Annotated in this window: 24 protein-coding genes and 1 tRNA gene; 11 read left to right on the forward strand and 14 right to left on the reverse strand. The window is 64.0% G+C overall.

Annotated elements, in window-relative coordinates; genetic code table 11:
- Window positions 1-274: 274 nt before the first annotated feature.
- Entirely contained in the window at window positions 275-511 is a 237-nt protein-coding gene (locus AC0L2L_RS32310; protein WP_473583861.1) for a helix-turn-helix transcriptional regulator, read from the reverse strand.
- Between the two features lie 198 nt (window positions 512-709).
- Between AC0L2L_RS32310 and AC0L2L_RS32315 the strand changes: the two genes are divergently transcribed.
- Entirely contained in the window at window positions 710-1,150 is a 441-nt protein-coding gene (locus AC0L2L_RS32315) for a hypothetical protein (RefSeq protein ID WP_473583862.1), read from the forward strand.
- A 37-nt stretch (window positions 1,151-1,187) separates the two neighbouring features.
- On the opposite strand, the gene AC0L2L_RS32320 is transcribed toward AC0L2L_RS32315, so the two are convergent.
- Together AC0L2L_RS32320 and AC0L2L_RS32325 are read right to left on the reverse strand one after the other, a co-directional pair.
- Window positions 1,188-2,330 carry an NAD(P)/FAD-dependent oxidoreductase gene (locus AC0L2L_RS32320; protein WP_473583863.1) on the reverse strand — a complete coding sequence of 381 codons (1,143 nt, stop codon included), beginning with the start codon at window positions 2,328-2,330 and terminating at the stop codon, window positions 1,188-1,190.
- Between the two features lie 129 nt (window positions 2,331-2,459).
- Window positions 2,460-3,125, reverse strand: coding sequence for a peroxiredoxin (locus tag AC0L2L_RS32325; protein ID WP_140647410.1), 666 nt, complete (start codon window positions 3,123-3,125; stop codon window positions 2,460-2,462).
- 133 nt (window positions 3,126-3,258) lie between these two features.
- Between AC0L2L_RS32325 and AC0L2L_RS32330 the strand changes: the two genes are divergently transcribed.
- The 3 genes from AC0L2L_RS32330 to AC0L2L_RS32340 all read left to right on the forward strand — a co-directional run bounded on the left by AC0L2L_RS32330 (window position 3,259) and on the right by AC0L2L_RS32340 (window position 6,444).
- Window positions 3,259-4,962, forward strand: a complete 1,704-nt coding sequence (locus AC0L2L_RS32330) for a BTAD domain-containing putative transcriptional regulator (protein ID WP_473583864.1) — start codon at window positions 3,259-3,261, stop codon at window positions 4,960-4,962.
- A gap of 162 nt (window positions 4,963-5,124) precedes the next feature.
- The gene (locus AC0L2L_RS32335) at window positions 5,125-5,607 is read left to right on the forward strand and encodes a hypothetical protein (RefSeq protein WP_473583865.1); all 483 of its coding nucleotides are present in this window, start codon (window positions 5,125-5,127) and stop codon (window positions 5,605-5,607) included.
- Between the two features lie 93 nt (window positions 5,608-5,700).
- Complete coding sequence (locus AC0L2L_RS32340; protein WP_473583866.1) at window positions 5,701-6,444, forward strand: pseudouridine synthase; 744 nt, start codon at window positions 5,701-5,703, stop codon at window positions 6,442-6,444.
- A gap of 167 nt (window positions 6,445-6,611) precedes the next feature.
- Here AC0L2L_RS32340 and AC0L2L_RS32345 read toward each other — a convergent pair whose 3' ends face one another.
- Both AC0L2L_RS32345 and AC0L2L_RS32350 read right to left on the reverse strand, forming a co-directional pair.
- Window positions 6,612-7,193 (reverse strand): histidine phosphatase family protein, encoded by a 582-nt coding sequence (locus AC0L2L_RS32345; protein ID WP_473583867.1) that lies wholly within the window; start codon window positions 7,191-7,193, stop codon window positions 6,612-6,614.
- Window positions 7,194-7,381: 188 nt separating this feature from the next.
- The gene (locus AC0L2L_RS32350) at window positions 7,382-8,716 is read right to left on the reverse strand and encodes a dicarboxylate/amino acid:cation symporter (protein ID WP_473583868.1); all 1,335 of its coding nucleotides are present in this window, start codon (window positions 8,714-8,716) and stop codon (window positions 7,382-7,384) included.
- Window positions 8,717-8,950: 234 nt separating this feature from the next.
- Here AC0L2L_RS32350 and AC0L2L_RS32355 point away from each other — a divergent pair, with 234 nt between their 5' ends.
- The 3 genes from AC0L2L_RS32355 (at window position 8,951) to AC0L2L_RS32365 (ending at window position 12,674) form a co-directional block, all read left to right on the forward strand.
- Entirely contained in the window at window positions 8,951-10,816 is a 1,866-nt protein-coding gene (locus AC0L2L_RS32355; RefSeq protein WP_473583869.1) for an ATP-binding protein, read from the forward strand.
- The gene (locus tag AC0L2L_RS32360; RefSeq protein WP_473583870.1) at window positions 10,813-12,168 is read left to right on the forward strand and encodes a sigma-54-dependent transcriptional regulator; all 1,356 of its coding nucleotides are present in this window, start codon (window positions 10,813-10,815) and stop codon (window positions 12,166-12,168) included. The genes AC0L2L_RS32355 and AC0L2L_RS32360 overlap by 4 nt, the downstream gene beginning before the upstream one ends.
- 158 nt (window positions 12,169-12,326) lie before the next feature.
- Window positions 12,327-12,674 carry a hypothetical protein gene (locus AC0L2L_RS32365; RefSeq protein ID WP_036259275.1) on the forward strand — a complete coding sequence of 116 codons (348 nt, stop codon included), beginning with the start codon at window positions 12,327-12,329 and terminating at the stop codon, window positions 12,672-12,674.
- A gap of 163 nt (window positions 12,675-12,837) precedes the next feature.
- On the opposite strand, the gene ggt is transcribed toward AC0L2L_RS32365, so the two are convergent.
- The 5 genes from ggt to chvE all read right to left on the reverse strand — a co-directional run bounded on the left by ggt (window position 12,838) and on the right by chvE (window position 20,051).
- Window positions 12,838-14,577 (reverse strand): gamma-glutamyltransferase, encoded by a 1,740-nt coding sequence (gene ggt, locus AC0L2L_RS32370; RefSeq protein WP_473583871.1) that lies wholly within the window; start codon window positions 14,575-14,577, stop codon window positions 12,838-12,840.
- A gap of 183 nt (window positions 14,578-14,760) precedes the next feature.
- A complete protein-coding gene (gene araD1, locus AC0L2L_RS32375; RefSeq protein WP_473583872.1) occupies window positions 14,761-15,756 on the reverse strand; it encodes an AraD1 family protein in 996 nt (331 codons plus the stop codon).
- Window positions 15,757-15,959: 203 nt separating this feature from the next.
- A complete protein-coding gene (gene mmsB / locus AC0L2L_RS32380; RefSeq protein ID WP_473583873.1) occupies window positions 15,960-17,252 on the reverse strand; it encodes a multiple monosaccharide ABC transporter permease in 1,293 nt (430 codons plus the stop codon).
- The gene (gene mmsA, locus AC0L2L_RS32385) at window positions 17,249-18,781 is read right to left on the reverse strand and encodes a multiple monosaccharide ABC transporter ATP-binding protein (RefSeq protein ID WP_473583874.1); all 1,533 of its coding nucleotides are present in this window, start codon (window positions 18,779-18,781) and stop codon (window positions 17,249-17,251) included. The genes mmsB and mmsA overlap by 4 nt, the downstream gene beginning before the upstream one ends.
- A gap of 199 nt (window positions 18,782-18,980) precedes the next feature.
- Window positions 18,981-20,051 carry a multiple monosaccharide ABC transporter substrate-binding protein gene (chvE, locus tag AC0L2L_RS32390; protein ID WP_027168411.1) on the reverse strand — a complete coding sequence of 357 codons (1,071 nt, stop codon included), beginning with the start codon at window positions 20,049-20,051 and terminating at the stop codon, window positions 18,981-18,983.
- A gap of 292 nt (window positions 20,052-20,343) precedes the next feature.
- On the opposite strand from chvE, the gene AC0L2L_RS32395 reads away from it, so the two are divergent.
- Both AC0L2L_RS32395 and AC0L2L_RS32400 read left to right on the forward strand, forming a co-directional pair.
- Window positions 20,344-21,333: a LysR family transcriptional regulator gene (locus AC0L2L_RS32395; RefSeq protein ID WP_027168410.1), complete on the forward strand. Its 990-nt coding sequence runs from the start codon at window positions 20,344-20,346 to the stop codon at window positions 21,331-21,333.
- 105 nt (window positions 21,334-21,438) lie between these two features.
- A complete protein-coding gene (locus AC0L2L_RS32400; RefSeq protein ID WP_473583875.1) occupies window positions 21,439-21,780 on the forward strand; it encodes a protamine-2 (modular protein) in 342 nt (113 codons plus the stop codon).
- Between the two features lie 69 nt (window positions 21,781-21,849).
- On the opposite strand, the gene AC0L2L_RS32405 is transcribed toward AC0L2L_RS32400, so the two are convergent.
- Window positions 21,850-22,455 (reverse strand): CatB-related O-acetyltransferase, encoded by a 606-nt coding sequence (locus tag AC0L2L_RS32405; protein ID WP_473583876.1) that lies wholly within the window; start codon window positions 22,453-22,455, stop codon window positions 21,850-21,852.
- A gap of 125 nt (window positions 22,456-22,580) precedes the next feature.
- A tRNA-Gly gene (locus AC0L2L_RS32410) sits at window positions 22,581-22,654 on the reverse strand.
- A 135-nt stretch (window positions 22,655-22,789) separates the two neighbouring features.
- Between AC0L2L_RS32410 and AC0L2L_RS32415 the strand changes: the two genes are divergently transcribed.
- Window positions 22,790-23,059, forward strand: a complete 270-nt coding sequence (locus tag AC0L2L_RS32415) for a DUF6460 domain-containing protein (protein WP_473583877.1) — start codon at window positions 22,790-22,792, stop codon at window positions 23,057-23,059.
- 12 nt (window positions 23,060-23,071) lie between these two features.
- Here the strand turns inward: AC0L2L_RS32415 and AC0L2L_RS32420 are convergent, their stop codons facing one another.
- The gene (locus AC0L2L_RS32420) at window positions 23,072-23,974 is read right to left on the reverse strand and encodes a histone deacetylase family protein (protein WP_473583878.1); all 903 of its coding nucleotides are present in this window, start codon (window positions 23,972-23,974) and stop codon (window positions 23,072-23,074) included.
- 198 nt (window positions 23,975-24,172) lie between these two features.
- Between AC0L2L_RS32420 and AC0L2L_RS32425 the strand changes: the two genes are divergently transcribed.
- Window positions 24,173-25,504: an MATE family efflux transporter gene (locus tag AC0L2L_RS32425; RefSeq protein WP_473583879.1), complete on the forward strand. Its 1,332-nt coding sequence runs from the start codon at window positions 24,173-24,175 to the stop codon at window positions 25,502-25,504.
- 22 nt (window positions 25,505-25,526) lie between these two features.
- Here the strand turns inward: AC0L2L_RS32425 and AC0L2L_RS32430 are convergent, their stop codons facing one another.
- Window positions 25,527-26,489, reverse strand: a complete 963-nt coding sequence (locus tag AC0L2L_RS32430; protein WP_473583880.1) for a PLP-dependent cysteine synthase family protein — start codon at window positions 26,487-26,489, stop codon at window positions 25,527-25,529.
- Window positions 26,490-26,500 lie beyond the last annotated feature (11 nt).

The following is a 26,500-nucleotide window of genomic DNA, read 5'->3' on the forward strand; positions in this document are numbered from 1 at the left end:
TGGCAGAGGTGAAAACCTATGAAGCCGGCTGCGCCGGTGACCAGAATCGGCCTGCTTGACGTCAATGCATGCCCCTAACGCTGCAGCCAGACCATTCACCGATCAATCGCTCGCCGACAACAGCTCGCGGACCAACGCAGCCCAGGCCTATCGTGGCTACAGGTTCGGGCACGTCCGGACTTCCTTCGAGCGTCGTAAACTTGCGCCTTTTATGGCAGGCCGACGATGAATTCAACGATAGGCTTTCTTCCGCCGTTGCGACGCAGCCGCTCGGTCATTGCTCCGGAGGCGGAACCAGCGGCTGCAGCGTCTTCAACATGGCGACCAACTGGATCTGCTGGTGGGTGCCGGTTTTCTGGAAGACGCGCTCCAGATAGGTGTGGGCGGACTTGACCGTGATGCCACCCCGGGCGGCCGTTTCCACCAGGGTGAGGCCGGCAGCAAGATCGGTCGCCAGCGCCTCGGCCGGCATCAGATCGAACAAGGCGTTGAGCAGGCTTGCCGAAGGCACCAGCGCGCTCGAGCATGCCCGGCATCAGTATCCAACAGCGGAAGCTCGATCTCAAGTCAACGCTTATATATAGGCCCGGGATGGGCCAACCCGCTCCGTGCGGAATTGGATTGCGTGCAAAAGCCTGATTGGGGATTTGTTTTTCTTGGTCATCCCCCTTCGTTGGGGCAAACTGCTAGAGGGCTGTCAGGAGGAGAAATGAGAGCACGCGCGGCGACGGTCGGAGATTTGGAAGACGTTTTCCGCGGCCTGTCCAAGCGAATGTCGGACGAATATGTGGCGGCCGGCAAGGACAGCAAAAGCGCCTATGACAACCTGATGATGAATCTGAAGGAAGGCCGGGCGCATGCGCTCGTCGAGGGCGACAGGACCGTCGCGATCATCGCCTGGCATGAGCACGCCGATGCTGCCGATACGCTGTTTGCCGCACGGGAGGATTTCTTCACCGCCTCGACCGTCCGCTTCTGCAGGCGGCACATCCGCCATGTCCAGGCGCTTGCCGGCAACCTTCCCATCCATTCGCGCAGCTGGCTGGACAGGCCCGAAGTCAAGAAATGGTTCCGCGTGATCGGCTATATCGACCGGGGGCGGGAGAACGGCGCCACTCTGTTCGAGCTGCCGCCGGCTGCCAACAGCTGAAAGGCCGGGAACGATGCCAATGCCCCGGCCCCTGTCGTCAGAGGCCGAACCAGCGCGACCTCCTGCTGGCGCCGAACATCTCCTTATCGGCACGAAGAGCGACCGAGGGCTCATAGTAGTTGCCGGTCGGCGAGGGACCTGAGAAGAAGTCGACCTCGACCTTGCCGATGCGCCCGCCGCCGAACTCGATGTAGCAGGTGCCGAAGCCGTCATAGAGGGTGCCGCTGCCTCTCTGGCGCAGCTTTGCGACGATGGCGCTGGCCACCGCCCGTGCGGCGCCCTCGGCGAAGACGCCAGCCTTGGGCGTGCCGGTGTTGGCGCCGTCGCCGACGGCGTAGACGTTCTCGTATTTCGTTTCGAGCGTGCGCGGGTTGACCGGAATCCAGCCGTTTTCGGACATGCCGCTCTCGAGCACGACCGGCGGCACCTGGTGCTTGGGCACGCCAAGGAAGAGCTCGAAAGGCATTTCCGAGCCGTCATCGAGGACGGCCACGTTCCGCGTATTGTCGACGGAGGCGACGCGGCGGCCCGGGATGAATTCGATGCCGCGCTCGGCGAAAGCCGCAAGCAAGGCGCGCGAGGTGTCGGGCGAAGGCGGCACCGGGCTGGCCAATGGCAGCACCAGCGATATCTCGCAGGCCTCGCGCACGCCTTGCCGCACCAGATAGTCATGCAACATCAGCGCGCATTCGCTCGGCGCCGGTGGACATTTGTAGGGCGCGCCGCAGACGCCCACCATCGCCCTGCCCTTCCTGAAGCCGGGCAGCACGTCGCGCAGCCGCTCCGCACCGGGTACCGAATAGAACTCGTTGGTTCCGGAAAGCCCCGGTGTTGCGTCGAAATCATATTCGGCGCCAAGCGCCACGATCAGGTGGTCGGCATCGAACACGCCGTCATCGGTGACGACGCGCCGGCTTTGCGGATCGATCGCCGTGATGGTGCGCTTCAGCATGCGCACGCCGCGTTTGGCGAGGCTGGCATAGGGCAGGCGAACCGCCTCCGGCTGCTTCAGGCCAAACATGACGTCGAGCTTGGAAAAGCCGAAAATGAAGGAATCGCTCTTGTCGATCAGTGTCACGTCGATGCTGTCGCCCATCGCTTCGGAGAGCAGCGTCGTGAGCTCAAGGCCGCCGAAGCCAGCCCCGAGGACAACGATGCGCGGTTTGTTTGCTGTGTTCATCTCAGTTCCCCAGCTTTGTCTCTGGCGCCGAGCGCCGGTTGATCTTTCGTTTCTGGAGGTGGCGGCGAGGACGCGAGGTCCCCCGCCGCCTATGCCCCAACGCCCAAGCCTCGCGGCCGCTTGCCCCTGTCAGGTGAGCACGGGCTGCGGCACGATGCGGATGTAGGGTTTCGGTTCCTTCCAGCCCTGCGGGTAGAGTTGCCTTGCCTCGTCGTTCGACACCGAGCCCGCGATAATCACGTCGTCGCCCGGCTTCCAGTTGACGGGCGTCGCCAGGCGGTGCTTGGCCGTCAGTTGCAGTGAGTCGATGACGCGCAGCACCTCATCGAAATTGCGGCCGGTCGTCATCGGATAGGAAATGACCAGCTTGATCTTCTTGTCAGGGCCGATGACGTAGACGTTGCGCACCGTCTGGTTGTCGGCGGCGGTGCGGCCGTCGGCAGTGTTGCCGGCCGAGGCCGGGAGCATGTCGTAAAGTTGGGATACGGCCAAAGTCGGGTCGCCGATCATTGGGAAGTTGGGCGCCGTCCCCTGCGTTTCGGCTATATCCTTCGCCCAGCCGGCATGCTTCTCGACGGGGTCGACGGAGAGCCCGATGATCTTGACGCCGCGCTTATCGAACTCAGGCTTCAGACGCGCCATGTAGCCGAGTTCGGTCGTGCAGACCGGCGTATAGTCCTTTGGATGCGAGAAAAGGATGCCCCAATCCTTGCCCAGCCATTCATGGAAGGAGATCGGGCCTTCCGTGGTGTCGGCCATGAAGTCGGGAGCGATGTCTGCGATACGGAGTGACATGGTTATGTTCCTTTCCGGTTGGAATTCGATTGCGGCGCTAAATTAGGAAATCTATGTTCCGCCAGCGTTCCCCGGTGGCCACCCCTCGGTGATGGCTTCGGCGGCGGCGCTTCTGCTTCCGGACGGTGCATGCATGCGCGTTTCGATCCACCTGCTCGGCCGTTTCGCCGTCAACGTCGATGACCGGGTGATCCCAGCGGCGGAGTGGCGGCGCGACCGCGCCGCGGCGCTGGTCAAGCTGCTTGCCTTGCGGTCGACGCATCGCGCCCACCGCGAGCAGATCATGGAGACCTTCTGGCCGGATGCGGACCCCGACGCCGCCGGCGCCAGCCTGCGCAAGGCCATCCATTTCGCGCGCCGCGCGCTCGGCGCCCACGACCTGATCGAGGTGAACAACGACATCGTGGCGCTCGCCCCGCATGCCGAGCTGACGATCGACACCGAAAACTTCGAGACCGCCGCCAAGGCAATTTTGCGCGGCGGCGACAGCGAAGCCTTCGGACATGCCGCCGACCTTTACGGAGGCAGGCTTCTGCCCGACGATCTGTTCGTCGAATGGCTGGACACCCCGCGAGCGCAGCTGCAGCAGCGCTATAGCGACCTCCTGCGCGCCGGCGGCCTCTGGCAGCGGCTGATCGCGCTCGACCCGGCCGACGAGCAGGCGCAATGCGCGCTGATGCAGGCAGCGCTCGATGCCGGCAATCGCGTGGAAGCGATCCGCCAATTCAACCAGCTTCGCGACAACCTGCATGCCGAGCTCGGCGTCGGGCCGAGCGCCGCGACCATCGAGCTCTACGAGAAGGCCCTGGCGCTGTCCGGTACCGGGACCGTCAGTCCGGTGGAGCAGATACGCACATCGCTCGCCTGGGGCCTGGTGCATCTGCAGAGCGGCGAATTCGACAAGGCGAGCGAAATCGCCCGACGCACGCGTGACCTCGCGCTCGGCGCCGACCTGCCGCGCGAAGTCGGCGAGGCGAGCGCCCTGCTAGGCATCGCATCGATGATGCAAGCCCGGTGGCCGCAACTGTTCCGGTCCGAATTCATCGAATGGGTCCGCGCCAAACCCGCCTTTGCGCAGCATGTGTTCGACGGCCATCTGTGCCTGTCCGAATTCTGCCTGTGCAGTGCGAAGGGCCATGCGGAGGTCGAGAGGCTTGCCCAGGAATTGCTTACCGTGGCCGAGGAGGCCGGATCGAACGCGGGCCGCGGTCTCGCTTGCCTGCTGCTCGGAGAGGCATCGCTTTTCTCAGGCGATCTCGACGGCGCCGAGGGCTTCCTGACTGCCGCGGAACACCTGCTTGAGGAGGCGGATGCCGTGGCGGGCCGCGTGCTTGCGATCGAGCGGCTGGCCGAAATCGCGCTGGAGCGCGGCCAAAAGTGGCGGGCCGGCCGGCTCATCCGGCGCGGCCTGACGGATGCGGAACGATCCTGGCTTTCGCCGCATCTGATCATGCGCATGCAGGCATTGGCCGTTCGGGCTGCCTCGACGCCCAAGCTGGTGGCGGAGGAAATCCTTGCCGGCGACCGGCTGCTGACCCCCGGCGCCTGTCAGCCCTGCTCGATGGCGCTGCGCACCGCCTCGGCTATCGCTCTTGCCGAAGCAGGCGACCTGGAACAGGTCGACCGCCGCCTGAACGACGCCGAACGCATCGCCGGCATGTGGCAGGGAGGCCCCTGGGCTGCGGCGCTTTGGGAGGCGCGCGGCGTGCAGCGGCGGGCGCAGAACAAGGAAATGCGCGCGCTGGCGGCCTTCGAGGAGGCGGCAGGCCGCTACGAGGAGCTCGGGCGACCGCGCGACCAGGCCCGCTGCCTCGCACGCATGAGCGCCAGCAATTGATTCGCCCGATATTGGCTCGCGTGGTTTCCACGTTGGGCCTCCGCCCGAAAGGCGTCTTCCTGTCTGTCGGTGGCTTGCACCAGACGCTGTTTGGCGGGATTGTAGCAAACGCAGCCGGGGGCAAACCGGCGCGCCGGATCGGTATGGCTGCTGGAAATCGAGATGCTGCGCGTCTGCCTGGCCCTTGTCGCCATCGCTGCCCTGACGAGGCCGTCGGAGGCGGACATGCGCGTGTCCCATCTCTTCGACCGCCCCCAACTGGCGGCGGCCTATTCGGGCCAATCCGATCTTGTCACCGCATACACGACCGGCATGGCGCGCTACCGGCTTCAGTATTCGGGCCACGCGGCCCAAGCCGGGTTGGCCGCGCCGCTTGAACCCCGGCTGCTGCGGCCTGAATTCCAGCAACGGACATGGCGCTCGGCGGATGGCAGCCTGCTGCAGGGCTTTGTCGGCAAGGGAGGCTTTCGGCTGACCACAGGCAACTGCGTGGCCAGCTTCTGCGTGGCCAGCGAGTGCAGCGATGCCGGCTGGCCGCTCTATGCCTGCAGCGACGGCCGCAAGCGCAAGATGTCGGTCAAGAGCTTCGTGACGGCAACATTCGATGGCGTTTCCTACCGGCGATTGAGCGCGCCGAAGGAGTGATCTTGGCGACCCGAACCGGGTAGCGGAGCCGCTTGCGTTCATCTCGCCAAGCGTGGCATCGGTTGCGCACTTGAGAAGTTCGAAGACAAAATAGTGGCACGCCAACCCGACCGACGATCCGCAACCCCAAAGGTCAGCCTCGCCCGAGCGCTCTCCAAACTCGGCTTCTGCTCGCGCACGCAGGCCGAGCGTCTGGTCGCCGAGGGGCGCGTGCAGGTCAGCGGGAAGACGGTGCGCGATGCCTTGCTGCGCATCGATCCCGACCGCGACCGCATCACCGTCGACGGCGAGCGCGTCGCCGCCGAGCGGAAGGTCTATCTGATGCTCAACAAGCCGCGCGGGCTGGTCACCACCCGCGACGATCCCGAAGGCCGCGGCACGGTCTATGATTGCCTGGAAGGGTTCGACCTGCCTTTTGTGTCGCCGGTCGGCCGACTCGACAAGGCAAGCGAAGGCCTGCTGCTGATGACCAATGACACGCGCTGGGCGAACGGCCTGCTCGATCCGGCCTCGCATGTCGCAAAGACGTATCACGTGCAGATAGCCGCCGTGCCCGACGAGGCGATGCTGGAGCGATTTGGCCAGGGCGCCGAGGTGGATGGCGAACTGCTGACGGCAAGCTCGATCGCGTTGCTACGCAGCGGCGGGCGAACCGCCTGGCTGGAAATCGTCCTCGACGAAGGGCGCAACCGGCAGATCCGCAGGCTGCTCGGCGCCTTCGACATCGAGGTGCTGAGACTGGTCAGGGTTGCGATCGGCGGCCTTCAGCTCGGCGAGCTTGCCAAAGGCACAGCGCGGCATTTGACGACTGAGGAGCTGGCGACGCTTTCAGCGTAAGCGCGAGGCAGCCCCTCACCCGGATTGCCAACCGAATTGCGAAGGACAATTCGGGGCAATCCGACCTCTCCCCAAGGGGAGAGGAGACGGTTAGCGCTGAGCCCCTCTCCTCCCCGCCGGGGAGAAGGTGGCCGCGAAGCGGCCGGATGAGGGGGCGCCCGCGCTCGTTACTTCTCGTTCCACCGCCGGATGACCGGCTCGGTCAGGTCGTGCTCGTAGCCGAGGACGCTGAGGCTGGCGGTGTCGAGCACGAAATGCTCGCCGCCTTCCGGCGGCAGGCCGACCCAGCGCGCCGCGAGCACGCGCAGGAAATGCGAGCTGGAGAAGATGAGCACATTGCCGGCAATCGCGCGAAGCCCGGCGATGATGGTGTCGGCGCGAGCGCCGACATCGGCCGCCGTCTCGCCGTCCGGACAACCATCGCGAAACAACTGCCAGCCGGGACGCCTGGAAAGGATCTCCTTGGTCGTCACGCCCTCATAGGCGCCATAGTTCCACTCCTGCAGATCGGCCTTTTTCAGCGCGCGCTCGCCGAAACCCGCGAGGCGGCAGGTGTCGAAGGCACGCTGCGACGGGCTCGACCAGACCGCCTGGAACGTCAGTCCCTTGAGCCTATCGGCAACACCGTGCGCGGCTTCTTCGCCTTTCGCGGTCAGGGGGATGTCGGTACGGCCGGTGTGCCTGCCCGAGGCGCTCCACTCTGTCTCGCCGTGGCGAACGACGTAGATCTCGGGAAACGCACCGCTCATCAACCGCCCCTCACCCTTGAATGCACCGGCGGGAGTGCCGGACGGCGCACCCTATGCGGCGGCCAGCAAAAAGAACAGGCCGCGGCGATTGCCGCGGCCTGCTCGGCATCGGGAGGATGCCTTTGTCTGCGCAATTCCGAACGGTTCCAGCCTGCCGTTGGACACGTTCCCGAAATTGCTTCGGTCGCTCAGGCCGGCTGCAAACCGCCGGACAGCGCGAGGTCCGCCTCTTCCGGCAACTGGCCGGCCATGGCGGCGGCGAACTTGGTCTGGTCGAGCTCGCCTTCCCAGCGCGCCACGACGATGGTCGCAACCGCATTGCCGACGAAGTTGGTAAGCGCGCGGCACTCCGACATGAAGCGGTCGACGCCGAGGATCAGCGCCATGCCGGCGACCGGCACAGACGGCACCACCGACAGCGTCGCGGCCAAGGTGATGAAACCGGCGCCGGTGATGCCGGCGGCACCCTTGGAGCTCAGCATGGCGACGAGCAAAAGCAGGATCTGGTCGCCGAAGGTGAGCGGGGTGTCGGTCGCCTGGGCGATGAACAGCGCGGCCAGTGTCATGTAGATATTGGTGCCGTCGAGGTTGAAGGAATAGCCGGTCGGGATGACCAGGCCGACCACCGAGCGGTTGCAGCCGGCGCGCTCCATCTTGGCCATCAGGCCGGGAAGTGCCGCCTCGGACGACGAGGTGCCGAGCACCAGGAGCAGCTCTTCCTTGATGTAACGGATCAGCGCCAGGATCGAGAAGCCATTGTACCATGCGACGGTGCCGAGCACGACGAGCACGAAGAGCAGCGACGTCAGGTAGAAGGTGCCGATCAGCATGGCGAGGTTGGCGATCGAACCGATGCCGTATTTGCCGACGGTGAAGGCCATGGCGCCGAAAGCGCCGATGGGGGCGGCCTTCATCAGGATGGCAACGAGGCGGAAGACCGGCGAGGTCAGCGCCTGCAGGAAATCGACGACCGGACGGCCGCGATCACCGACAAGCGCCAGCGCGATGCCGAACAGCACCGAGAAGAACAGCACCTGCAGGATATCGCCCTGCGCGAAGGCGCCGGTGATGGTGTCGGGGATGATGTTCATCAGGAAGCCGACAATGCTTGTGTCGTGCGCCTTCTCGGTGAAGGTCGCCACCTTCGAGGGGTCGAGGGTCGCCGGATTGATGTGCATGCCGGCGCCGGGCTGGATGACGTTCGACACGACCAGGCCGAGGACGAGCGCCAGCGTCGAGAAGACGAGGAAATAGATCATCGCCTTGCCGGCGACGCGGCCGACCTTGTGCAGGTCGGAAACACCGGCGATGCCGGTCGCCACCGTCAGGAAGATCACCGGCGCGATGACCATCTTGACCAGCTTGATGAAGGCGTCGCCCAGCGGTTTCAGCGACGCGCCGACATCGGGATAGAAATGTCCAAGCAGGATGCCGGCGGCGATCGCCACCAGGACCTGCACATAGAGATGCCGGTAAAAGGGAATTTTGCCGCGCGGTTCCGCGGCAGCGATAGCCGTCTGCATGATGTCCTCCGTTCAGCCCCGATCGAAAGCTCGACCTCCCTGGGGCAGTTGACTTCCACAGCCTTGCGACTGCTGCAGAAGCATTTGCAACGCGCGTGCCAGATGACGTCCGGAATCTCTTTTCCTTGATTTTGTTGGCTTTTCAGAACTCGACGCATGCGCCTTGGGGCGCGCCAGTGCGACTATCCGCATAGGTCGAATTGTGCTTTGTGCGAAATCATGCACAAATGCGGCATGCTGCAACGCCCTGCCGCTGTCCTCGCCTGGACGCCCGAACTGCTCGCCGGGCGGGCGCGGCGCGCCTGGCTGCTGTTCACCGCGGTGGCGCTGCTGATCGTGCTCGCAGCGCTCTATGGCGCGGGCCTCTATGGCCGTTCGACGGAGATCGAGGCTTTAGCCACGCAAGGACGCACCGACGCCAACCTCAAGGTGGCGTTGCTGCGCGCGGTGCTCGAAAATCCGCGCGCGCTGCCGCTGCTCCTATCGGAGGATCAACAGGTCAACGACGCGCTGACCGAGCGCAGCCCCGCCTCGATCGACGTCTTGAACCGCAAGCTCGAAGGACTGGTTTCAGGCACCAAGGCCTCGGTGCTCTATGTCACCGGCACGGACGGCTTCGCGATCGCCTCCAGCAACTGGCGCGAGCCGGTGAGCTTCGTCGGCAACGACTACGGTTTTCGCGCCTATTTCTCCGGAGCCATGCAAACGGGCACCGCCGAGTATTTCGCGCTCGGCAATGTCAGCAAGCGGCCGGGCCTCTACATCTCGCGCCGCGTCGACGGCGCTTCAGGACCGCTCGGCGTCGTCGTGGTCAAGATGGAATTCGACCAGCTCGAGGCGGACTGGCACGAAGCGAACCGCCCGGCCTATGTCAGCGATGCGCATGGCGTGGTGCTGATCACCAGCGTGCCCTCCTGGCGCTTCCTGGCCACGGCGCCGCTTGCCGCGCCGGTTCTGGCGGAAGTCCGCGCGAGCCAGCAGTTCGGCGAGGCGCCGCTGGTGCCGCTTCCGATCACCCGTCCGCAGGCTTTGAGCGCCGATGTCGCGCTTGTGCACGCGATTACGCCGGGCAGTGGCGATGCGGAATATCTAAGGCTGTCGACCGCCGTGCCGTCGACACCGTGGCGCCTCGACTATCTTGTCCCGGCCGAAGCTCCGATCGCGGCCGCGCAGCGCGAAATGCGGCTCCTGGCGCTCGGCGTGGTCGTTCCGTTGATCGCCTTCGCCGCCTATTTGCTATGGCGCAGACAATCGGGCCAGATGCGGATTGCCGCCGAACAGGCCGCGCGTGCCGAGCTTGAGCGCAGGGTCGTCGAACGCACGCAGGATCTGAGCCTGGCGCGCGACCGGCTGCAGGCCGAGATCGCCGACCATCGCAGCACCGAGGCGAAGCTGCAGGTGATGCAGCAGGAATTGGTGCAGGCCAACCGGCTTGCGACGCTTGGCCAGGTCGCCGCCGGCGTCGCGCATGAGATCAACCAGCCGGTGGCAACCATACGTGCCTATGCCGACAATGCGCGCGTTTTCCTGGAGCGCAAGCAGAACTCCTCAGCCGAGGAGAACCTCGGCGCGATCGCCGCGCTGACCGAGCGCATCGGCTCGATCACCGAGGAGCTGAAAGCCTTCGCCCGCAAGGGTCGCACCGCCGCTGGGCCGGTCGAGTTGCGCGGTGTGATCGAGGGCGCCGTCGTGCTGCTCAGGAGCCGCTTCGCCGGCCGGCTGGACGCGCTCGCAATCACGCTGCCGCCGCCGGCGCTGAAGGTGATGGGCAACCGGCTGCGGCTGGAGCAGGTGCTGATCAACCTGTTTCAGAACGCCCTGGAAGCGCTTGAGGGCCGCGACGACGCGCGCGTCGAAGTCACAGCCGCCGAAACCGCCGAAGACGTGTCGCTGGTTGTGTCCGACAACGGACCGGGCATACCGCCCGCGATCCTGAAATCCCTGTTCACGCCCTTCAACACCTCAAAGGAAAAGGGCCTGGGGCTAGGCCTCGTCATCTCCAAGGATATCGTCGCCGACTATGGCGGCCGCATCGAGGTGGCGAGCAGCGAGAGCGGCACACGCTTTACCATCCATCTGTCGAAAGCTGGCGCGACATGACAAAGGACGATCCCGCACCAGTGATCCTGATCGATGACGATAGCGACCTGCTCAAGGCGACAAGCCAGACGCTTGAGCTTGCCGGTTTTGCAGTGTCGGCCTACTCGGTGGCGCGGGAAGCGCTGGCGGCGCTCGACAGAAATTTCGGCGGCGTGGTGGTATCGGACATCCGCATGCCCGAGATCGACGGGCTGCAGCTCTTCGACCGCGTGCTGCGTCTCGATCCGGACATTCCCGTCATCCTGGTCACGGGGCATGGCGACATCGCCATGGCGGTCAAGGCGATCAAGGACGGCGCCTATGACTTCATCACCAAGCCTTTCGCGACCGACCGGCTGGCGCAGAGCGTTGCCCGCGCCGCCGAGAAGCGCCGCCTTGTGATGGAGAACCGCGGCTTGCGCGAGGCGGCCGAGCAGGCGCAGGAGGGATTGCCGCTTATCGGCCAGACGCCGGCGATGGAGCGGCTGCGCCGGACGCTGAGGCAGATCGCCGACACCGATGTCGACGTGCTGGTGACCGGCGAGACCGGCTCGGGCAAGGAGGTGGTGGCAGGCCTGCTGCACCGCTGGAGCCGCCGCGCCAAGGGCAATTTCGTCGCGCTCAACTGCGGCACGCTGCCGGAGACGGTCATCGAAAGCGAGCTGTTCGGCCATGAGGCCGGCGCCTTCACCGGCGCGCAGAAAAAGCGCGTCGGCCGCATCGAGCATTCGAGCGGCGGCACGCTGTTCCTCGACGAGATCGAAAGCATGCCGGCCTCGACGCAGGTGCAGATGCTGCGCGTGCTCGAAATGCGCGAGGTGACGCCGCTCGGCACCAACGAGATCCGGCCGGTCGACCTGCGCGTCGTCGCCGCGGCCAAGGTCGATCTCGGCAATGCCAGCCAGCGCGGCAATTTCCGCGAGGACCTCTATTACCGGCTCAATGTGGTGACGATTTCGATCCCGCCGCTGCGCGAAAGGCGCGACGACGTGCCGTTGCTGTTCGGCTATTTCGCCGAGCGCGCCGCCGCCCGCTTCCGGCGCGCCATGCCGGCAAATTCGGCCGCGGTCCAGCACCACCTGAGGGAACATGACTGGCCGGGCAATGTGCGCGAGCTTGCCCATTTCGCCGAGCGCTTCGTGCTCGGGCTGGAGGATATTGCCGAAGCACCTTCCCCGGCGGCAATCCAGAGCGATGCCGGCATGCCGTTACCGGAACGGCTCGATCGCTATGAGGCCGACATCATCCGCGAGACACTTGGTCGCAATGACGGCGACGTCCGCCGCACCATCGAGGCGCTCGGCATCCCGCGCAAGACCTTCTACGACAAGCTGCAGCGGCACGGCATCGTGCGCAGCGATTTTTCCAGATAGATCAAGCCTATGGAACCTCTCTGGGGCGCTAATCGTTTGGTCTTGCCGGGAAAGCGTGGCACGTTGGCACCAGCCGGGCGGCGAACACATCGCCGCGGCGGCCTTGGCAGTTGCGCTTGGCAAGCGTTGATGGTTTGTTGCCGCGCAGCGGAGAACGAATGATGCGCGAATCCCTCGATCAAGATGAATACGGCTCGGCCAGCCCCTTCGACCCGGACGACCTGCCCAATCTCAATGCGATGGGTCCGGCGATGGGCGGCGGCAATGATTTCGAGAAATACGCGGTCGCCGTCATCATCGTCTTCGGCGCGCTGATCATCGGCGGCCTGATGGCCGCCTCCATGTCCTTCGGCCACCGCAACGGCTTCCTGTTCGCGCTCGGCGGCGCCACCGCGGCCTGGATTTCCGGCAATGCGCTGCTGCTCGACCGGCCGCGCATCTACGCGCTGTTCGTCGGCATTGCCGCTGTCCTGCTGATAGCGTCGACGATCACATTGGTGGTCTGATTTTATCTGAGCATGGTCTTTTCCAAAATCCGGTTCCCACTTTTTGGGATCATGCTCTAAAAGCGCGTCGCGCCGAAACGGATTCAGGCGACGCGCTTTAAGTCTTTGTTTTTATGCATGTCGTTGTCCCAGAGAACCGCTGCACACTTCTTGGCGACATGCATTAGTATCCCAAAGCCTCGCCCGCAGTGGCGCGGCTGTCGATAGCGCCGTTGTAGCGCGCGCCACCGCCCTTCTCGATTTCACCCAGGCTCTTGCCGCCGACAAGGATGCCGGCGGCCTGCCCCCAGGTCTCGTCGCTCAAATCGAGGTGGTAGCCCATTCCGGCAAGCAGCTTCTCGGTGTCCGGCGAAAGTCCAAACGGCTCGACATAGACCGTGTCCGGCAGCCATTGATGATGGATGCGCGGCGCGTCGATCGCCTGCTGGATGTTCATGCCGTGGTCGACGACGTTGACGATCGCCTCCAGCGTGATGGTGATGATGCGCGAACCGCCCGGACTGCCGATGACCATGAACGGCTTGCCGTCCCTGGTCACGATCGTCGGGCTCATCGAGGATAAAGGCGTCTTTTTCGGCTGGATGGCATTGGCCTCGCCCTGGACCAGCCCGTAGAGGTTCGGTACGCCCGGCTTCTGGGTAAAATCGTCCATCTCGTTGTTGAGCAGGATACCGGTGCCGTCGGCGACAACGCCGGCGCCGAAGGAGCCGTTCAACGTGTAGGTGACCGCCACCGCGTTGCCGTCATTGTCGATGATCGAATAATGGGTGGTCTCATTCGACTCGCCGAAACCCTTCGGCATCAGGTCCTTCGACACCCCGGCGCGGAACGGATCGATCTTGTCGCGGATGTCCTTGGCATAGGTCTTGTCGAGCAGTTTCGAGACCGGATTGTCGACGAAATCCGGATCGCCGAGCGCCGAGTTGCGGTCGACATAAGCGTGGCGCATGGCTTCGACCATGACATGCACCGTCTCGGCCGAGCCAGCGCCGAGATAGGACAGCGGGTACCCTTCGAGCACGTTGAGGATCTCGCAGATGATGACGCCGCCCGAACTCGGCGGCGGCGAGGAGATGATCTCGTAGCCACGATAGGAACAGGTCACGGGCTTCAGCTCGCGCACCGCATATTGCTCGAAATCGCCCTTGGCGAGGATGCCGCCCCTGGCGCCGCTTGCCTTGACGATGGCGTCGGCGATAGCGCCCTTGTAGAAGGCGTCCGGGCCCTTATCAGAGATCGCCGAGAGCGAGGCGGCAAGGTCCGGCTGAACGAGCTTTTCGCCGATGCCGTAAGGCTTGCCGTCTTTTTTCAGGAAGATGGCGGCCGCCGCCGGGTCCTTTGCCAGCCGGTCGGCACTGGCCGCGAAAGAAGCTGCGTCGCCCTGATTGAGGACGAACCCGTCCTTGGCTAAGGCAACCGCCGGTGCGATCAGATCCTGTCTGGACAGCGTGCCGTATTTCTCGCGCGCCATCTCGAAGCCGGCAACCGAGCCCGGCACGCCGACGGCGAGATAGCCGTCGAGGCTGGCGCCTTTGATCGGCTTACCGTCCTTGTCGAGATACATCGTCTTGGTCGCGGCGAGCGGCGCGCGCTCGCGGAAATCGATGAAGGTCGTGCGGCCGTCCTTCATGCGCACCGTCATGAAACCGCCGCCGCCGATATTGCCGGCGTTCGGATAGACCACTGCCAGCGCATAGCCGACGGCGACAGCGGCATCGACCGCGTTGCCGCCCTTCTTCAGCACCTCGACACCGACCTCCGTGGCAAGATGCTGGGCTGTTGCCACCATGCCGTGCTCGCCCTTGGCGGGGGTCGGCGAGGCCGCGAAGACAACGATCGAGGGCGCGAGGGTGATTGCGAGCGAAACGGTGACGCCGATCAGCGTCCGACGGGTCAAGGGCATGGCGGTCCTCCAAGTGCTGCGTGCTTGGAAAAGCTACTTGGAGCGGCCGCGTCCATCCATCATATGAGCGAACACATATTGGTGTTCACCTGCTGGTCATTCCATGTTGCAGGAACGAGAGAGCCGGCGCCCATGCCGGCCAATCTCCCCCTTCTGGGTCCCACAAGAGGGAGATTACCATTTTCACAGCGCCTTCACCGCCACCTTCACCGGCTTTTCGACCTCGAGCGGATTGCGCAGCGGCAGACCGAAATCCTGCGCCTCGATCTCGAACGTATCGCCGGCTTCCGTCCTGATGCCGTCGGCGAAGGACAATGTGGCGGTGCCGAACATATGCACATGCACGTCGCCCGGCTGACGGAAGGCCGAATATTTGAAATGGTGGTGCTCGAGATTGGCGATGGTGTGCGACATGTTCGCTTCGCCCGACAGGAACGGCTTTTCCCACAGAAGCTTGCCGTCGCGCCAGATGCGCGATGCGCCGCGGATGTCGGCCGGCAGGTCGCCGATCAGGATTTCAGGGCCGAACGAGGCGTTGCGCAGCTTGGAATGGGCGAGGAACAGATAGTTCACCCGCTCCGTCACGTGATCGGAGAACTCGTTCGACAGCGTGAAACCGACGCGGAACGGCGCGCCGTCGTCGCCGATCACATAGATGCCGGCGATCTCAGGCTCCTCGCCGCCATCCTGCGCAAAGGCGGGCGACATCAAAGATGCGCCCGGCGCCACCGCCATCGTGCCGTTGCCCTTGTAGAACCATTCCGGCTGCACGCCGACCTGACCCTTGGCGGGCTTGCCGCCTTCGAGGCCCATGCGGAACATCTTCATGGAATCGGTGAGTTCTTCCTCGCCGCCTTCGCTCAGCTTCTTGTGCATGGAATCGCGCGTCGCCGCGGAGCCGAGATGCGTGAGGCCGGTACCGGTGAGGTGCAGATGCGCCGGATCGGGATGGTTGATCGGCGAGACCAGCCTGCCCCTCTTGTAGGCGGCGTCGAGATCGACCGCCTCGCCATAGCCCTTGCGCTCGATCAGCGCCTCGAGCCCGGTGCCGGTGCGCGCGGCCTCCATCGCCAGCGAATAGACGCTGCGCGCGCCGTTGATGACCCTGGTCTTGCCGCCGCCATTGCGGGCGACGACGCGGATTGTCTCGGCGTCGTCGAGGATCTGGGAGATCAGCATGTTGAATCCTCTCTCATCTTGCCTGGCTGCCCGCGGGCAAACCTTGACCTACGCGGCGCGGAGGAGTCCGCGCCACGGTTGAAACTCTTCGTCCGGATTGCGCTCGCGAGCCTGGTCCTTGCCTGGACTTCTTGGCGCCGGCGGGTTTGCCGGCAGCCTCGCGATCTAGAACCCGTATGCCTCCTTAAATCCGCTTCCGGCCCTTAAGCCTTGTTCTTGTTGTAGACGTCGAAGATGACGGCGCCGAGCAGCACCAGGCCCTTGACCACCTGCTGCCAGTCGACATTGACGCCCATGATCGACATGCCGTTGTTCATCACGCCCATGATGAAGCCGCCGACCACGGCGCCGATCACCTGGCCGACGCCGCCCATTGCCGAGGCGCCGCCGATGAAGACGGCCGCGATGACGTCGAGCTCGCTGCCGAGACCCGCCGCCGGAACGGCCTGGCCGAGGCGCGCCGCGATGATCAGGCCGCCCAGCGCCGACAGCACGCCCATGTTGATGAAGACGAGCAGCGTCAGCCTTTCGGTGTTGATGCCCGAGAGCTGCGCGGCCTTGGCGTTGCCGCCCATCGCATAGATGCGGCGGCCGATGGTCATGCGCTTGGTGACGAAGACGAACAGAGTGATCAGCACGCCCATCACCAAAAGCACGACCGGCAGGCCCCTATAGCTCGCGAACTGGAAGACCAGGAACAGGGCCAGCGCGCTGCCGACCAGCGTCTTGATGACGAACAGCGGGAAGGGCTCCGCCTCATAGCCATGACGTTCGCGCTTGCGCCGCGTCCTGAAGCCGAAATAGGCATAGGCGAGCACCGCGATAAGGCCGAGCACGACGGTCGTCATGTGCAGTGTCAAACCGCTGCCGATGATGGTCTTGCCGGCGGCATTCACCGTCGGCGGGATCAGCGTCAGCGGGCCGATCACGTCCGGGATGAAGCCGGAGCTCAGCTGCTTGAAGCTGGGAGGAAGCGGGCCGACCGAGGAGCCGCCGCCAAGTAGCGCCTGGCAGATGCCGCGGAAGATCAGCATGCCCGCCAAGGTCACGATGAAGCTCGGTATCCGGTGATAGGCGATCCAGTAGCCCTGCGCCGCGCCTATGAGGGCCCCGACGAGCAGGCAGACGATCGAGACCACCAGCGGATTGCTGAATATCCCGAGCGGCCATATGACCATCATCATCGCCGCAAGAGCGCCGATGAAGCCCGCCACCGATCCCACGCTGAGGTCGATATAGCCGGAGACGATCACCAAGAGCATGCCGAGCGCCATCACGATGATGAACGAGTTCTGCTGCACCAGGTTGCTGAGGTTCACCGGTTTGAACAGCGTTCCCGACGTCGTGTACTGGAAGAACAGCATGATGACGATCAGCGCGATGATCAGTCCGTATTCGCGCAAGTTCGCCGTCAGCGCCGAAACGGCGATGCGCTGCCCCTGCTTGACGTCCTCGGCGACGCCGCTTTGCGGCGCGGGAGCGCTTTCCGTGCTCATGATGCTTTTCCTTCTCCGCGAACGATGGCGCGCATGATTTTTTCCTGGCTTGCGTCGCTTGCCGCCATTTCGCCGACCATACGCCCTTCGTTCATCACATAGATACGGTCGGAGATACCGAGCAATTCAGGCATTTCCGACGAGATGACGATGATCGCTTTGCCCTCGGCGGCGAGGCGCGCGATGATCGTATAGATTTCGTACTTCGCGCCGACGTCAATGCCGCGCGTCGGCTCGTCGAGGATCAAAACTTCCGGATCGGCGAACAGCCATTTCGACAACACCACCTTCTGCTGGTTGCCGCCCGACAGGTTGCCGGTCAGCTGGTAGACGCTGGAGGCGCGGATGTTGGTTTTCTTGCGGTAGTCGTTGGCGACGCTCATCTCGCGCATATCGTCGATGACGCCGCGGCTCGAAACGCCGGACAGGTTGGCTAAGGTCACATTGTGCTTGATGTGGTCGATGAGGTTCAGGCCGTAGGTCTTGCGGTCTTCGGTGACATAGGCAATGCCGCTTGCCACCGCCTTGCTCACCGACGAGAGGTCGAGCGGCTTGCCGTGGAGCGACACCTCTCCGCTAATGTGCCGGCCGTAGGAGCGGCCGAACAGACTCATAGCGAATTCGGTGCGGCCGGCGCCCATCAGCCCGGCAATGCCGACCACTTCGCCCTTGCGTACATTGAGATTGATGTTCTTGATCACCTGCCGTTCGGCATGGATCGGGTGGTAGACCGACCAGTCCTTCACCTCGAAGATGACGTCGCCGATTTGCGGCTCGCGCGGTGGGAAGCGGTCGTCGAGCGAGCGGCCGACCATCGAGGTGATGATGCGGTCTTCCGAGATGTCTTTCCTCGGCAAGGTCTCGATCGTGCGTCCGTCGCGGATCACCGTCACCTTGTCGGCGACACGGTTCACCTCGTTGAGCTTGTGCGAGATCAGGATCGAGGTCATGCCCTGGCGCTTGAACTCGAGCAGAAGGTCGAGCAGCGCCTGGCTGTCCTTTTCGCTGAGCGACGCCGTCGGCTCGTCCAGGATCAGAAGCTTCACTTCCTTGCTGAGCGCCTTGGCGATCTCGACCAGCTGCTGCTTGCCGACGCCGATATTGGTGATCAGCGTCTTGGGATCTTCCTTGAGGCCGACCTTCTTGAGCAGCGCGCCGGTGCGCGTCTCGTTGGCGTCCCAGTCGATGACGCCGTAGGTGGCGTGCTCGTTGCCGAGGAAGATGTTTTCCGCGATCGACAGCATCGGCACCAGGGCAAGCTCCTGGTGGATGATGACGATGCCGATATGCTCGCTGTCATGAATGCCTTTGAAATTGCATTCCTGGCCGCGGAAGATGATCTGGCCTTCATAGGTGCCGGACGGATAGACGCCTGACAGCACCTTCATCAGCGTCGACTTGCCGGCGCCGTTCTCGCCGACGACGGCGTGGATCTCACCTTCCTCGACACTGAGATTGACGTTCGACAACGCCTTCACGCCGGGGAACGTCTTGGTGATGTCGCGCATCTCCAAAATCGTGGAGGCCATCAGGTCCTGCTCCCTGGCGCATGGCTTCCAAATCGGTACCGATCTTGGAAAAGGCCCATGCGCGAATAATCAACATACTGCGGCGGCATCGCATCCCGCATCGGTGCGTGACGCTGCAGAGGCCGGCAAAACAATACCGGGGCCGCTTGCGAACGAAAAGGGGCCCTGCGTCGCGCAGGACCCCTTCTTTGAGACCGGATTACTTCAGCTCTTCAGCCTTGATGTAGCCGGAGTCGACGACCAGCTTCTGGTAGTTCGACTTGTCGACGTCATGCGGCGTCAACAGGATCGAGGGCACGACCTTGACGTCGTTGTTGTAGGTCTTGGTGTCGAGGCCGTCCGGCTTGCCGCCGGAGAGCACCTTGTCGACCAGCTCGACGGTCGCCTTGGCCAGCTCGCGGGTGTCCTTGAACACGGTCGAGTACTGCTCGCCCGAGATGATCAGCTTGACCGAGGCGGTCTCGGCGTCCTGACCGGTCACGATCGGCCAGGGCTGTGCGTCGGTGCCGTAACCGACGGCGCGCAGCGAAGCGGTGATGCCGCGCGACAGGCCGTCATAGGGCGACAGAACGCCATCGACGCGGCTGCCGTCCGAGTAGTTGGCCGAGAGCAGATTGTCCATGCGGGCCTGGGCGGTGGCGGCGAGCCAGCGCAGCGTGCCGACCTTGTCCATGCCCATCTGGCCGGACTTGATCTTGATCGAGCCGTCATCGATCAGCGGCTGCAGGACCGACATTGCGCCGTTGTAGAAGAAGAAGGCGTTGTTGTCGTCCGGCGAGCCGCCGAACAGTTCGACGTTCCACGGCTTGGTGTTCGGGAAACGCTCCTTGAGGCCCTTGACCAGCGAGTTCGCCTGGATGACGCCGACGCCGAAATTGTCGAAGGTGGTGTAGTAGTCGACATTGCCCGTCTTCTTGATCAGGCGGTCATAGGCGACGACGACGACGCCGGCGTCATTGGCCTTCTGCAGCGCATCGGCCATGGTGGTGCCGTCGATCGATGCGATGATCAGCGCCTTCGGGCCCTTGGTGATTTCATTTTCCAGCTGGCTGAGCTGGTTCGGAATATCGTCCTGCGCATATTGCAGGTCGACAGTGTAGCCGAGCGCTTCGAGCTGGGACTTGACGGCGTCGCCGTCGTTGATCCAGCGCTGCGAGGTCTTGGTCGGCATCAGCACGCCAATGAGACCCTTGTCGGCGGCATGCGCCGAATAGGTCATGGCGGCGATGCCAAGGGCCGCGACGGCGGCCAGCGTCTTGATGATCTTCACATTACTCTCCCTGGTTGATGGACGCGACACCTCGGGGCTTCGCGGGCCGCGCAACCGAACAGGTGCGCTGGCGCGCCACTGTCGGCTTTATCGATCTCCGGTATCCTCCCAATCGGTCCCGCGGCGCAGTTTAAATCGATACGAATTTGCTCGTTGCCGACGGTTGCGCCTCGGAACGCGCGAAGGGTGGGTCGCTTTGACATAACTGTCAAATGCGATCTTTGCTGGTTGCTATAACGAAACTGGTATGGCTTAAAGGGCCGGTATCAGCTCGGCGGAGAGGCTCAAGATCATGGCGGCATTGCGCGATCCCGACGCGATTTCAGGTAGTTACGAGAAATTGCCGGGGGACGGCGAGACGCTGCTGCGCAGCGGCTTGAGCCTCCGTCACATGCGCATGATCGCCGCCCTGGACGATCACGGACGGGTGAGCGCCGCCGCACAGGTCATGAACATCTCCCAGCCGGCCGCTTCGCGCATGATCGCCGAGATGGAGGCGGTGCTCGACGTTAAGTTGTGCGAACGGCTGCCGCGCGGCGTGACGCTGACCCCTTATGGCCAGGCGCTCGCCAGGCGTGCCCGCTCGATCCTGCTCGAAATGCGGGAGGCCGACCGCGAGATTTCCGAACTCAAGGCCGGCAAGGGCGGCTCCGTTTTCCTTGGCGCGGTGACGGCGCCGGCGATCGAGCTCGCGGTGCCGGCGATCCGCGAGATACGCCGCATCTATCCGCGCATCGAGATCACCATGCAGGTCGAGACCTCGAACGTGCTCGCCCGCGAGCTGATTGCGTCCCGCCACGATTTCATCATCGCGCGCATCCCCGACGACCTCAATCCGCGGCTCTTCGAATCGCGCGTCATCGGCGTCGAGAAGGCTTGTCTCATCGTGCGCCGCGGCCACCCGCTGGCGAGCGGCAAGATGGTCAAGCTCGAAGACACAGCGGCTTATGACTGGGTGTTCCAGTCCGGCGGCTCGCCGCTGCGCCAGGCGATGGAAAGCAACTTCCTCAACCGCGACATCCCGCTGCCCGACCGTATCCTCAACACGTCGTCGCTGCTGCTCACGCTGGTGATGGTGGCGCAATCCGACGCCATCGCGCCGGTATCGATCCAGGTCGCCAAGTTCATTCAAGGCGGTGACGGGCTGGCCGGAGCCATCGACGTGGTTCAGACCGAGTTCGACATCGAAGTGAGGCCCTATAGCCTGATCACGGTCAAGAATCGCGTGCTCTCGCCCGCCGCGAAAATGTTGCACGACTTCATCCTGCGCGAAGTGGGGTAATGGAACGAGAACGCTACTTGCGCGTTCAAAACGATCGGCGGCTCGCTGGAGCGTGTTTCGGTTGAGGGATCGAGTTGCCGATGCTCAACAGCTCGGGAGGTCTCGATGGAACGTCGGTTGTTTCTGGCTGGAATGCTTGGCGTTGCGGGGGCGACAGCGCTTGCAAGCCTCGGCGGAACTGGCAAGGCGGTTGCCGGCGTCCCCAGAGGCAACGGAATTCTCGATGAGTTGGACAAGCCGGATCCGGCCATCTACGAGGAGGATGAGCAGGAAGATCTGCTGCAGCCGGCTCAGTACTATTACCGCCGCCGTCGCTACTACCGCGACAGGTACTACCGCCGTCGCCGCCGGCGTGGCTGGAGAAGGGTCTGCCGCCGCTACTGGCGCTATGGCCGGCGTCATGTCCGCTGCTGGCGCCGCCGCGTCTGGATCGGTTTCTCGCTGTAGTTCAGGCGCAAAAGGACGCAAAAGGATAGGTCTTGCATGATCGTGCAAGACCCATCAGCCATTGATCGGTTAAGCAGCCCGGTACTTTGAGACGAATGCAGAGACCGAGGCGTGGAAATCAGGCATCGCCGCTTCGATTTGATCGTCGCCCCAATCCCACCAGCGGATGGCGAGGAGTCCTTCTATTACTTGCGGCTCAAACCGATACCGGATCAGCTTGGCAGGGTTGCCGGCGACCACGGCGTATGGCTGAACGTCCTTTGTGACCACGGCACCGGCACCGACCACCGCGCCATCACCTATCCTCACACCGGATAAAACAATGGCGCGGGAACCGATCCACACGTCATTTCCTACCGTGATTGGACCCTTTGCGGTGTCCCGCGTGGGCGGTCCGAATCGGTGAGCGTCGGGAAACAGGTAGCTGGACACCGAAGACATCGGGTGCTCGCCGGCAGCGACAAAAAGTACGCCAGCAGCGATCGAACAATAGCTTCCAATGCTAACAGGCGCCTCTGCAGTCGCGTGGAAAATGTTGCCGAAGTCAACGCCGTAGGTCTTCCTACCTACAGCGACGTACCTGCCAGGGTATGGTTTTCTCAAACCAATTTTTGTTCTGAGTTCTCTAAACATCGCCATGGTGCGTCGATAGCCGACCTTGACCAGCCAGTACAACTCCCTTTGAAGCTGGAACGGGCGAATTATGCGGGCAGAGCCATCAAGGTATCCAGCATGCTGCGCCGCTTAAGCTCAAGCAACCGCTGGCGGCGAGCCGGCTCGGGCCAGGACCTTGCGGGGACTGGAGCGGGTAGCGGGAATCGAACCCGCGCGTTCAGCTTGGGAAGCTGACAGGCTACCATTACATCATACCCGCGCAGTAGCCTCGTTACCATGATGGCGCGGCCTCAAGCAATCGGCAAAGCTGCGTCACTGTCTCACGGCTTGATGGCGGACTATCGAGTGCGTATTTCTGTATCGCGCTGCCGAATCGGGCGGCTCGAACCGGAGAATGGCCTTGTCCGCACTGACGCGCTTTCTTGGCGACACGCCGCTCAGGGTGTTCCTGAAGCTGCTCGTGGTCTCCTTCTTGGTCGGCCTCGTCATGCACGCCTTCGGCTGGTCGCCGGTGGACGTCTTCTATGGCATCCGCCAATTCTTCGTCGATTTGTGGAATCTGGGTTTCCACGCCATCGATCGCTTCCTGGGCTATATCCTGCTCGGCGCCGCGATCGTCGTGCCGGTGTTCATCCTGCTTCGGATCGCCAGTTACAGGAAATAGCCCGCGACTGCATCACGCATATCGGGCGGCGACCTCGAACAATATGGCGTGGCGTGCGGCCAGCGCCGGCACGTCGCTCGAGTAGCCGCCGCCGATGACGCCGCACAGCGCTACGCCATGGTTGCGGAAATGGCCGATGACCAGGTCTTCGCGGACCCGCAAGCCGTCATCCGTCAGCGCCAGCCGGCCAAGCCTGTCCTCGACGTGGGCATCCACGCCCGCATTGTAGAAGACGATGTCCCAGCGCCTTTGCCCGGATAGGTCCGGCAGGATGGCGGCAAGCCGCTCGAGATAGGCGTCGTCGCCGGTACCGTCCGGCAAGGCGACGTCGAGGTCGGAGGCGATCTTGCGCACCGGGTAATTGCGCTCGCCATGCATGGAAAAGGTGAAGGCGCGGGGTTCGTCCTTCAATATGTCGGCCGTGCCGTCGCCCTGATGCACATCGAGATCGACGACCAGCACGTTTTCGACAGCGCCTTCGGCCAGCAGCGCCAGCGAGGCGACGGCGACATCGTTGAAGGTGCAGAAGCCGGCGCCTTGCGCGCGCCGTGCATGGTGGCTGCCGCCGGCGGCGTTGCAGGCAATGCCGTGCTTCAGAGCCAACCTGGCCGCCAGCACGGTCCCGGCGGTGGCGAGCTGCGCCCTCAGCGACACGCGCGGGCCGACCGGAAAGCCGATCTCGCGCTCTATTCTTTCCGGCACCCGGCAAGCGATCACCTGGTCGACATAGTCTGCCGCATGGGCAAGCTTCAGCGAGGCCGCCGGTGCCGGCTGCGGCATCGAAAGCGCGCCGGGCACAGCCAGCCCGCGTAACCGCAAGGCCGCCATCAGCAGCGGATATTTGCTCATCGGGAAGCGATGGTTGACGGCGAAGCCGGCATCATAGTCGGGATGGTGGACGATTTGCAGCGGCATGGATCGGGCGGTGCGCCAGCCTGGAGCAATTCCAGGAAAAGTGTGAAACGGTTTTCCGTCCGGATTGCGTAAGACCAGCAGAAGATTCGGTTGGCAGTTCGGCGGATGGTGGTTGCGTGACGCCGGCAAACTGGGGCACATCGGGTCCTCGATCAAGCCGCAATCAGCCAGGCAGCAATCCCCTTGGATGCGACCCCCTTGGACGTAACACAAGTCAACGCCAGGTCCTTCGCCGTCACCAACCGCTCGGTGTTGGCGATTGCCGTGCCGATGACGCTTGCCTATCTGACGACGCCGCTGCTCGGCATCGTCGACACGGCGGTGGTCGGCCAGTTCGGCGACGCGGCCCTGCTCGGCGGCCTGGCGGCGGGATCGCTGGTGTTCGACGTCGTCTTCACCACCTTTAATTTCCTGCGTTCCGGCACCACCGGCCTCGTCGCCCAGGCCTTCGGGCGCGGCGATGCGCTGGAAGAGCAGGCGGTGCTGTGGCGCGCCGTGCTGATCGCGGTCGTCGCGGGCGTCATACTTGCCGCCCTGTCGCCGCTCTTTGCCGTGGCCGGCCAATGGTTCATGGGCGCCGAGCCGCGCGTTAGCGCAGCGATGTCTATCTATATCCGCATCAGGCTGCTCGCCGCGCCCTTCTCGCTGATCAACTACGCCATACTGGGCTACGTGCTGGGACGCGGCGAAGGCGGGCTCGGCCTGATGCTGCAAGCGGTGCTCAACGGCATCAACATTGCGCTCTGCTTCCTGCTCGGGCTCAAGCTCGGCTGGGGCGTCGCCGGCGTCGCCTGGGCGACCGTCACCGGCGAATTCCTGGCCATGCTGCTTGGGCTTGCCATCGTGCTCAGCCGCTTCCGCAAGCTGGAACGGCCGTCGCGTCGCCGCATCCTCGACCTGCCGGCCTACCGGCGCATGCTGTCGCTCAACCGCGACATCATGATCCGCTCCTTCTCGCTGCTTGCCGCTTTCGCGTTGTTCACGCGCCAGGGCGCGCAGTTCGGCACGGTGACGCTTGCCGCCAATGCCGTGCTGATGAATTTCTTCCTGATCGCGGGCTATTTCCTCGATGGTTTTGCCACCGCCGCCGAACAACTTGCCGGCCGCGCCATCGGCGCGCATGCGCCCGCCCCGTTCCGGCAGGCGGTCCGGCTGACGCTGATCTGGGGTTTTGCCCTCGCCGCCGTCGCCAGCATTCTGTTGCTGACTGCTGGCCAGAACCTGGTCGCGCTGGTCACAACCTCCATGGACGTTCGCGCGGTCGCTGACACCTATCTTCCCTGGGCGGCCTTCACCGCGCTCAGCGGCGTACTCGCCTTCCAGATGGACGGCGTCTTCATCGGCGCCACCTGGTCGCGCGACATGCGTAACATGATGCTGTTGTCGTTCCTCATCTTCAGCGCCGCGCTCATCACCCTGGCGCCGGCCTTCGGCAACAACGGCCTGTGGGCATCGCTGCATGTCTTCCTGCTGGTGCGGGGGCTGAGCTTGCTGGCGGTGCTCAGGCTCAGGGTACGCACGGCATTTTAGGGCTGTGCGTCTGAGGCGGTTCTCAGCTCCAGAGATCGGTCGAGAGGTACTTCAGCCCGGAATCGCAAATCACGACAGCGATCGTCTTGCCTGATTGATCGCCCTTGAGGAGACGCAGCGCGGCGGCCACATTTGCTCCGGAGGAGAAGCCGCCGAAGATACCTTCGCTGCGTGCCAGCAGGCGCGTGGCCTCGCGTGCTTCGTCGCCAGAAACTTGAAGATAACCATCGACGGGCGCGTTGTTCAGGAATGCCAGGTCCGGCATGGCATAGCCGCCGCCTTGAATGGGGTGTTCGGGTTGGGTGACCGTCTCTCCCGCCGCCGCTGCGGCGCCCCTGGGCTCGACGATGAAGCACTTGATCAGAGGATTGCGTTCCTTGAGCGCCCTCGCTACCCCGGCATATGTGCCGCCCGAGCCGATGAAGTCGACGAATGCGTCGACGGCGCCGTGGCTGGCGTCCCAGATTTCCGGCCCGGTCCCGTGATAGTGCGCAAGCCAGTTCCCGTCGCGATGGAACTGGTCGGCACGGTACGCGCCCCGTTCCGTCGCCACCGCCCTGGCGGCTTGCTCGACAAGCGCCAGATCGCCACCCGAGACCTGCCCCGGCACCGAGCCCGGCAGCTGGTCCACGAGAATTACTTCCGCGCCCAGCGCCGTCATCATTCGTGCGCGCTCTTCAGAGTTGCCCTTCGACATCACCGCGACGAAGGGGTAACCCCTGACGGCGCAGATGATGGCGAGCCCCGTGCCCATATTTCCCGAGGTAAGCTCGACCACCGTTTGTCCCGGTTTGATGGCGCCGGATCTTTCGGCCTCCTCGATTATTCCAAGCGCTGCACGGTCCTTCTTGGAAAAGCCCGGATTGAGATATTCCAGCTTGGCGAGGATTGCGCCGTCGACGCCCGCCTGCGCCGTCAGCCTGTCGAGCCGGACCAATGGTGTTCCACCGATTGCGTCCACGACGGAGTTCAGAACCTCGGCCACTATCTGTCCTC

It is taken from the genome of Mesorhizobium sp. WSM4832 (assembly GCF_055811115.1).

Coding starts and splice junctions, on each gene's coding strand:
- AC0L2L_RS32315 (WP_473583862.1), top strand. CDS start 710: ATGAGAGCACGCGCGGCGACGGTCGGAGATTTGGAAGACGTTTTCCGC.
- AC0L2L_RS32320 (WP_473583863.1), bottom strand. CDS start 2,330: ATGAACACAGCAAACAAACCGCGCATCGTTGTCCTCGGGGCTGGCTTC.
- AC0L2L_RS32325 (WP_140647410.1), bottom strand. CDS start 3,125: ATGTCACTCCGTATCGCAGACATCGCTCCCGACTTCATGGCCGACACC.
- AC0L2L_RS32330 (WP_473583864.1), top strand. CDS start 3,259: ATGCGCGTTTCGATCCACCTGCTCGGCCGTTTCGCCGTCAACGTCGAT.
- AC0L2L_RS32335 (WP_473583865.1), top strand. CDS start 5,125: ATGCTGCGCGTCTGCCTGGCCCTTGTCGCCATCGCTGCCCTGACGAGG.
- AC0L2L_RS32345 (WP_473583867.1), bottom strand. CDS start 7,193: ATGAGCGGTGCGTTTCCCGAGATCTACGTCGTTCGCCACGGCGAGACA.
- AC0L2L_RS32350 (WP_473583868.1), bottom strand. CDS start 8,716: ATGCAGACGGCTATCGCTGCCGCGGAACCGCGCGGCAAAATTCCCTTT.
- AC0L2L_RS32355 (WP_473583869.1), top strand. CDS start 8,951: ATGCTGCAACGCCCTGCCGCTGTCCTCGCCTGGACGCCCGAACTGCTC.
- AC0L2L_RS32360 (WP_473583870.1), top strand. CDS start 10,813: ATGACAAAGGACGATCCCGCACCAGTGATCCTGATCGATGACGATAGC.
- AC0L2L_RS32365 (WP_036259275.1), top strand. CDS start 12,327: ATGATGCGCGAATCCCTCGATCAAGATGAATACGGCTCGGCCAGCCCC.
- ggt (WP_473583871.1), bottom strand. CDS start 14,577: ATGCCCTTGACCCGTCGGACGCTGATCGGCGTCACCGTTTCGCTCGCA.
- araD1 (WP_473583872.1), bottom strand. CDS start 15,756: ATGCTGATCTCCCAGATCCTCGACGACGCCGAGACAATCCGCGTCGTC.
- mmsB (WP_473583873.1), bottom strand. CDS start 17,252: ATGAGCACGGAAAGCGCTCCCGCGCCGCAAAGCGGCGTCGCCGAGGAC.
- mmsA (WP_473583874.1), bottom strand. CDS start 18,781: ATGGCCTCCACGATTTTGGAGATGCGCGACATCACCAAGACGTTCCCC.
- AC0L2L_RS32395 (WP_027168410.1), top strand. CDS start 20,344: ATGGCGGCATTGCGCGATCCCGACGCGATTTCAGGTAGTTACGAGAAA.
- AC0L2L_RS32400 (WP_473583875.1), top strand. CDS start 21,439: ATGGAACGTCGGTTGTTTCTGGCTGGAATGCTTGGCGTTGCGGGGGCG.
- AC0L2L_RS32415 (WP_473583877.1), top strand. CDS start 22,790: ATGGCCTTGTCCGCACTGACGCGCTTTCTTGGCGACACGCCGCTCAGG.
- AC0L2L_RS32420 (WP_473583878.1), bottom strand. CDS start 23,974: ATGCCGCTGCAAATCGTCCACCATCCCGACTATGATGCCGGCTTCGCC.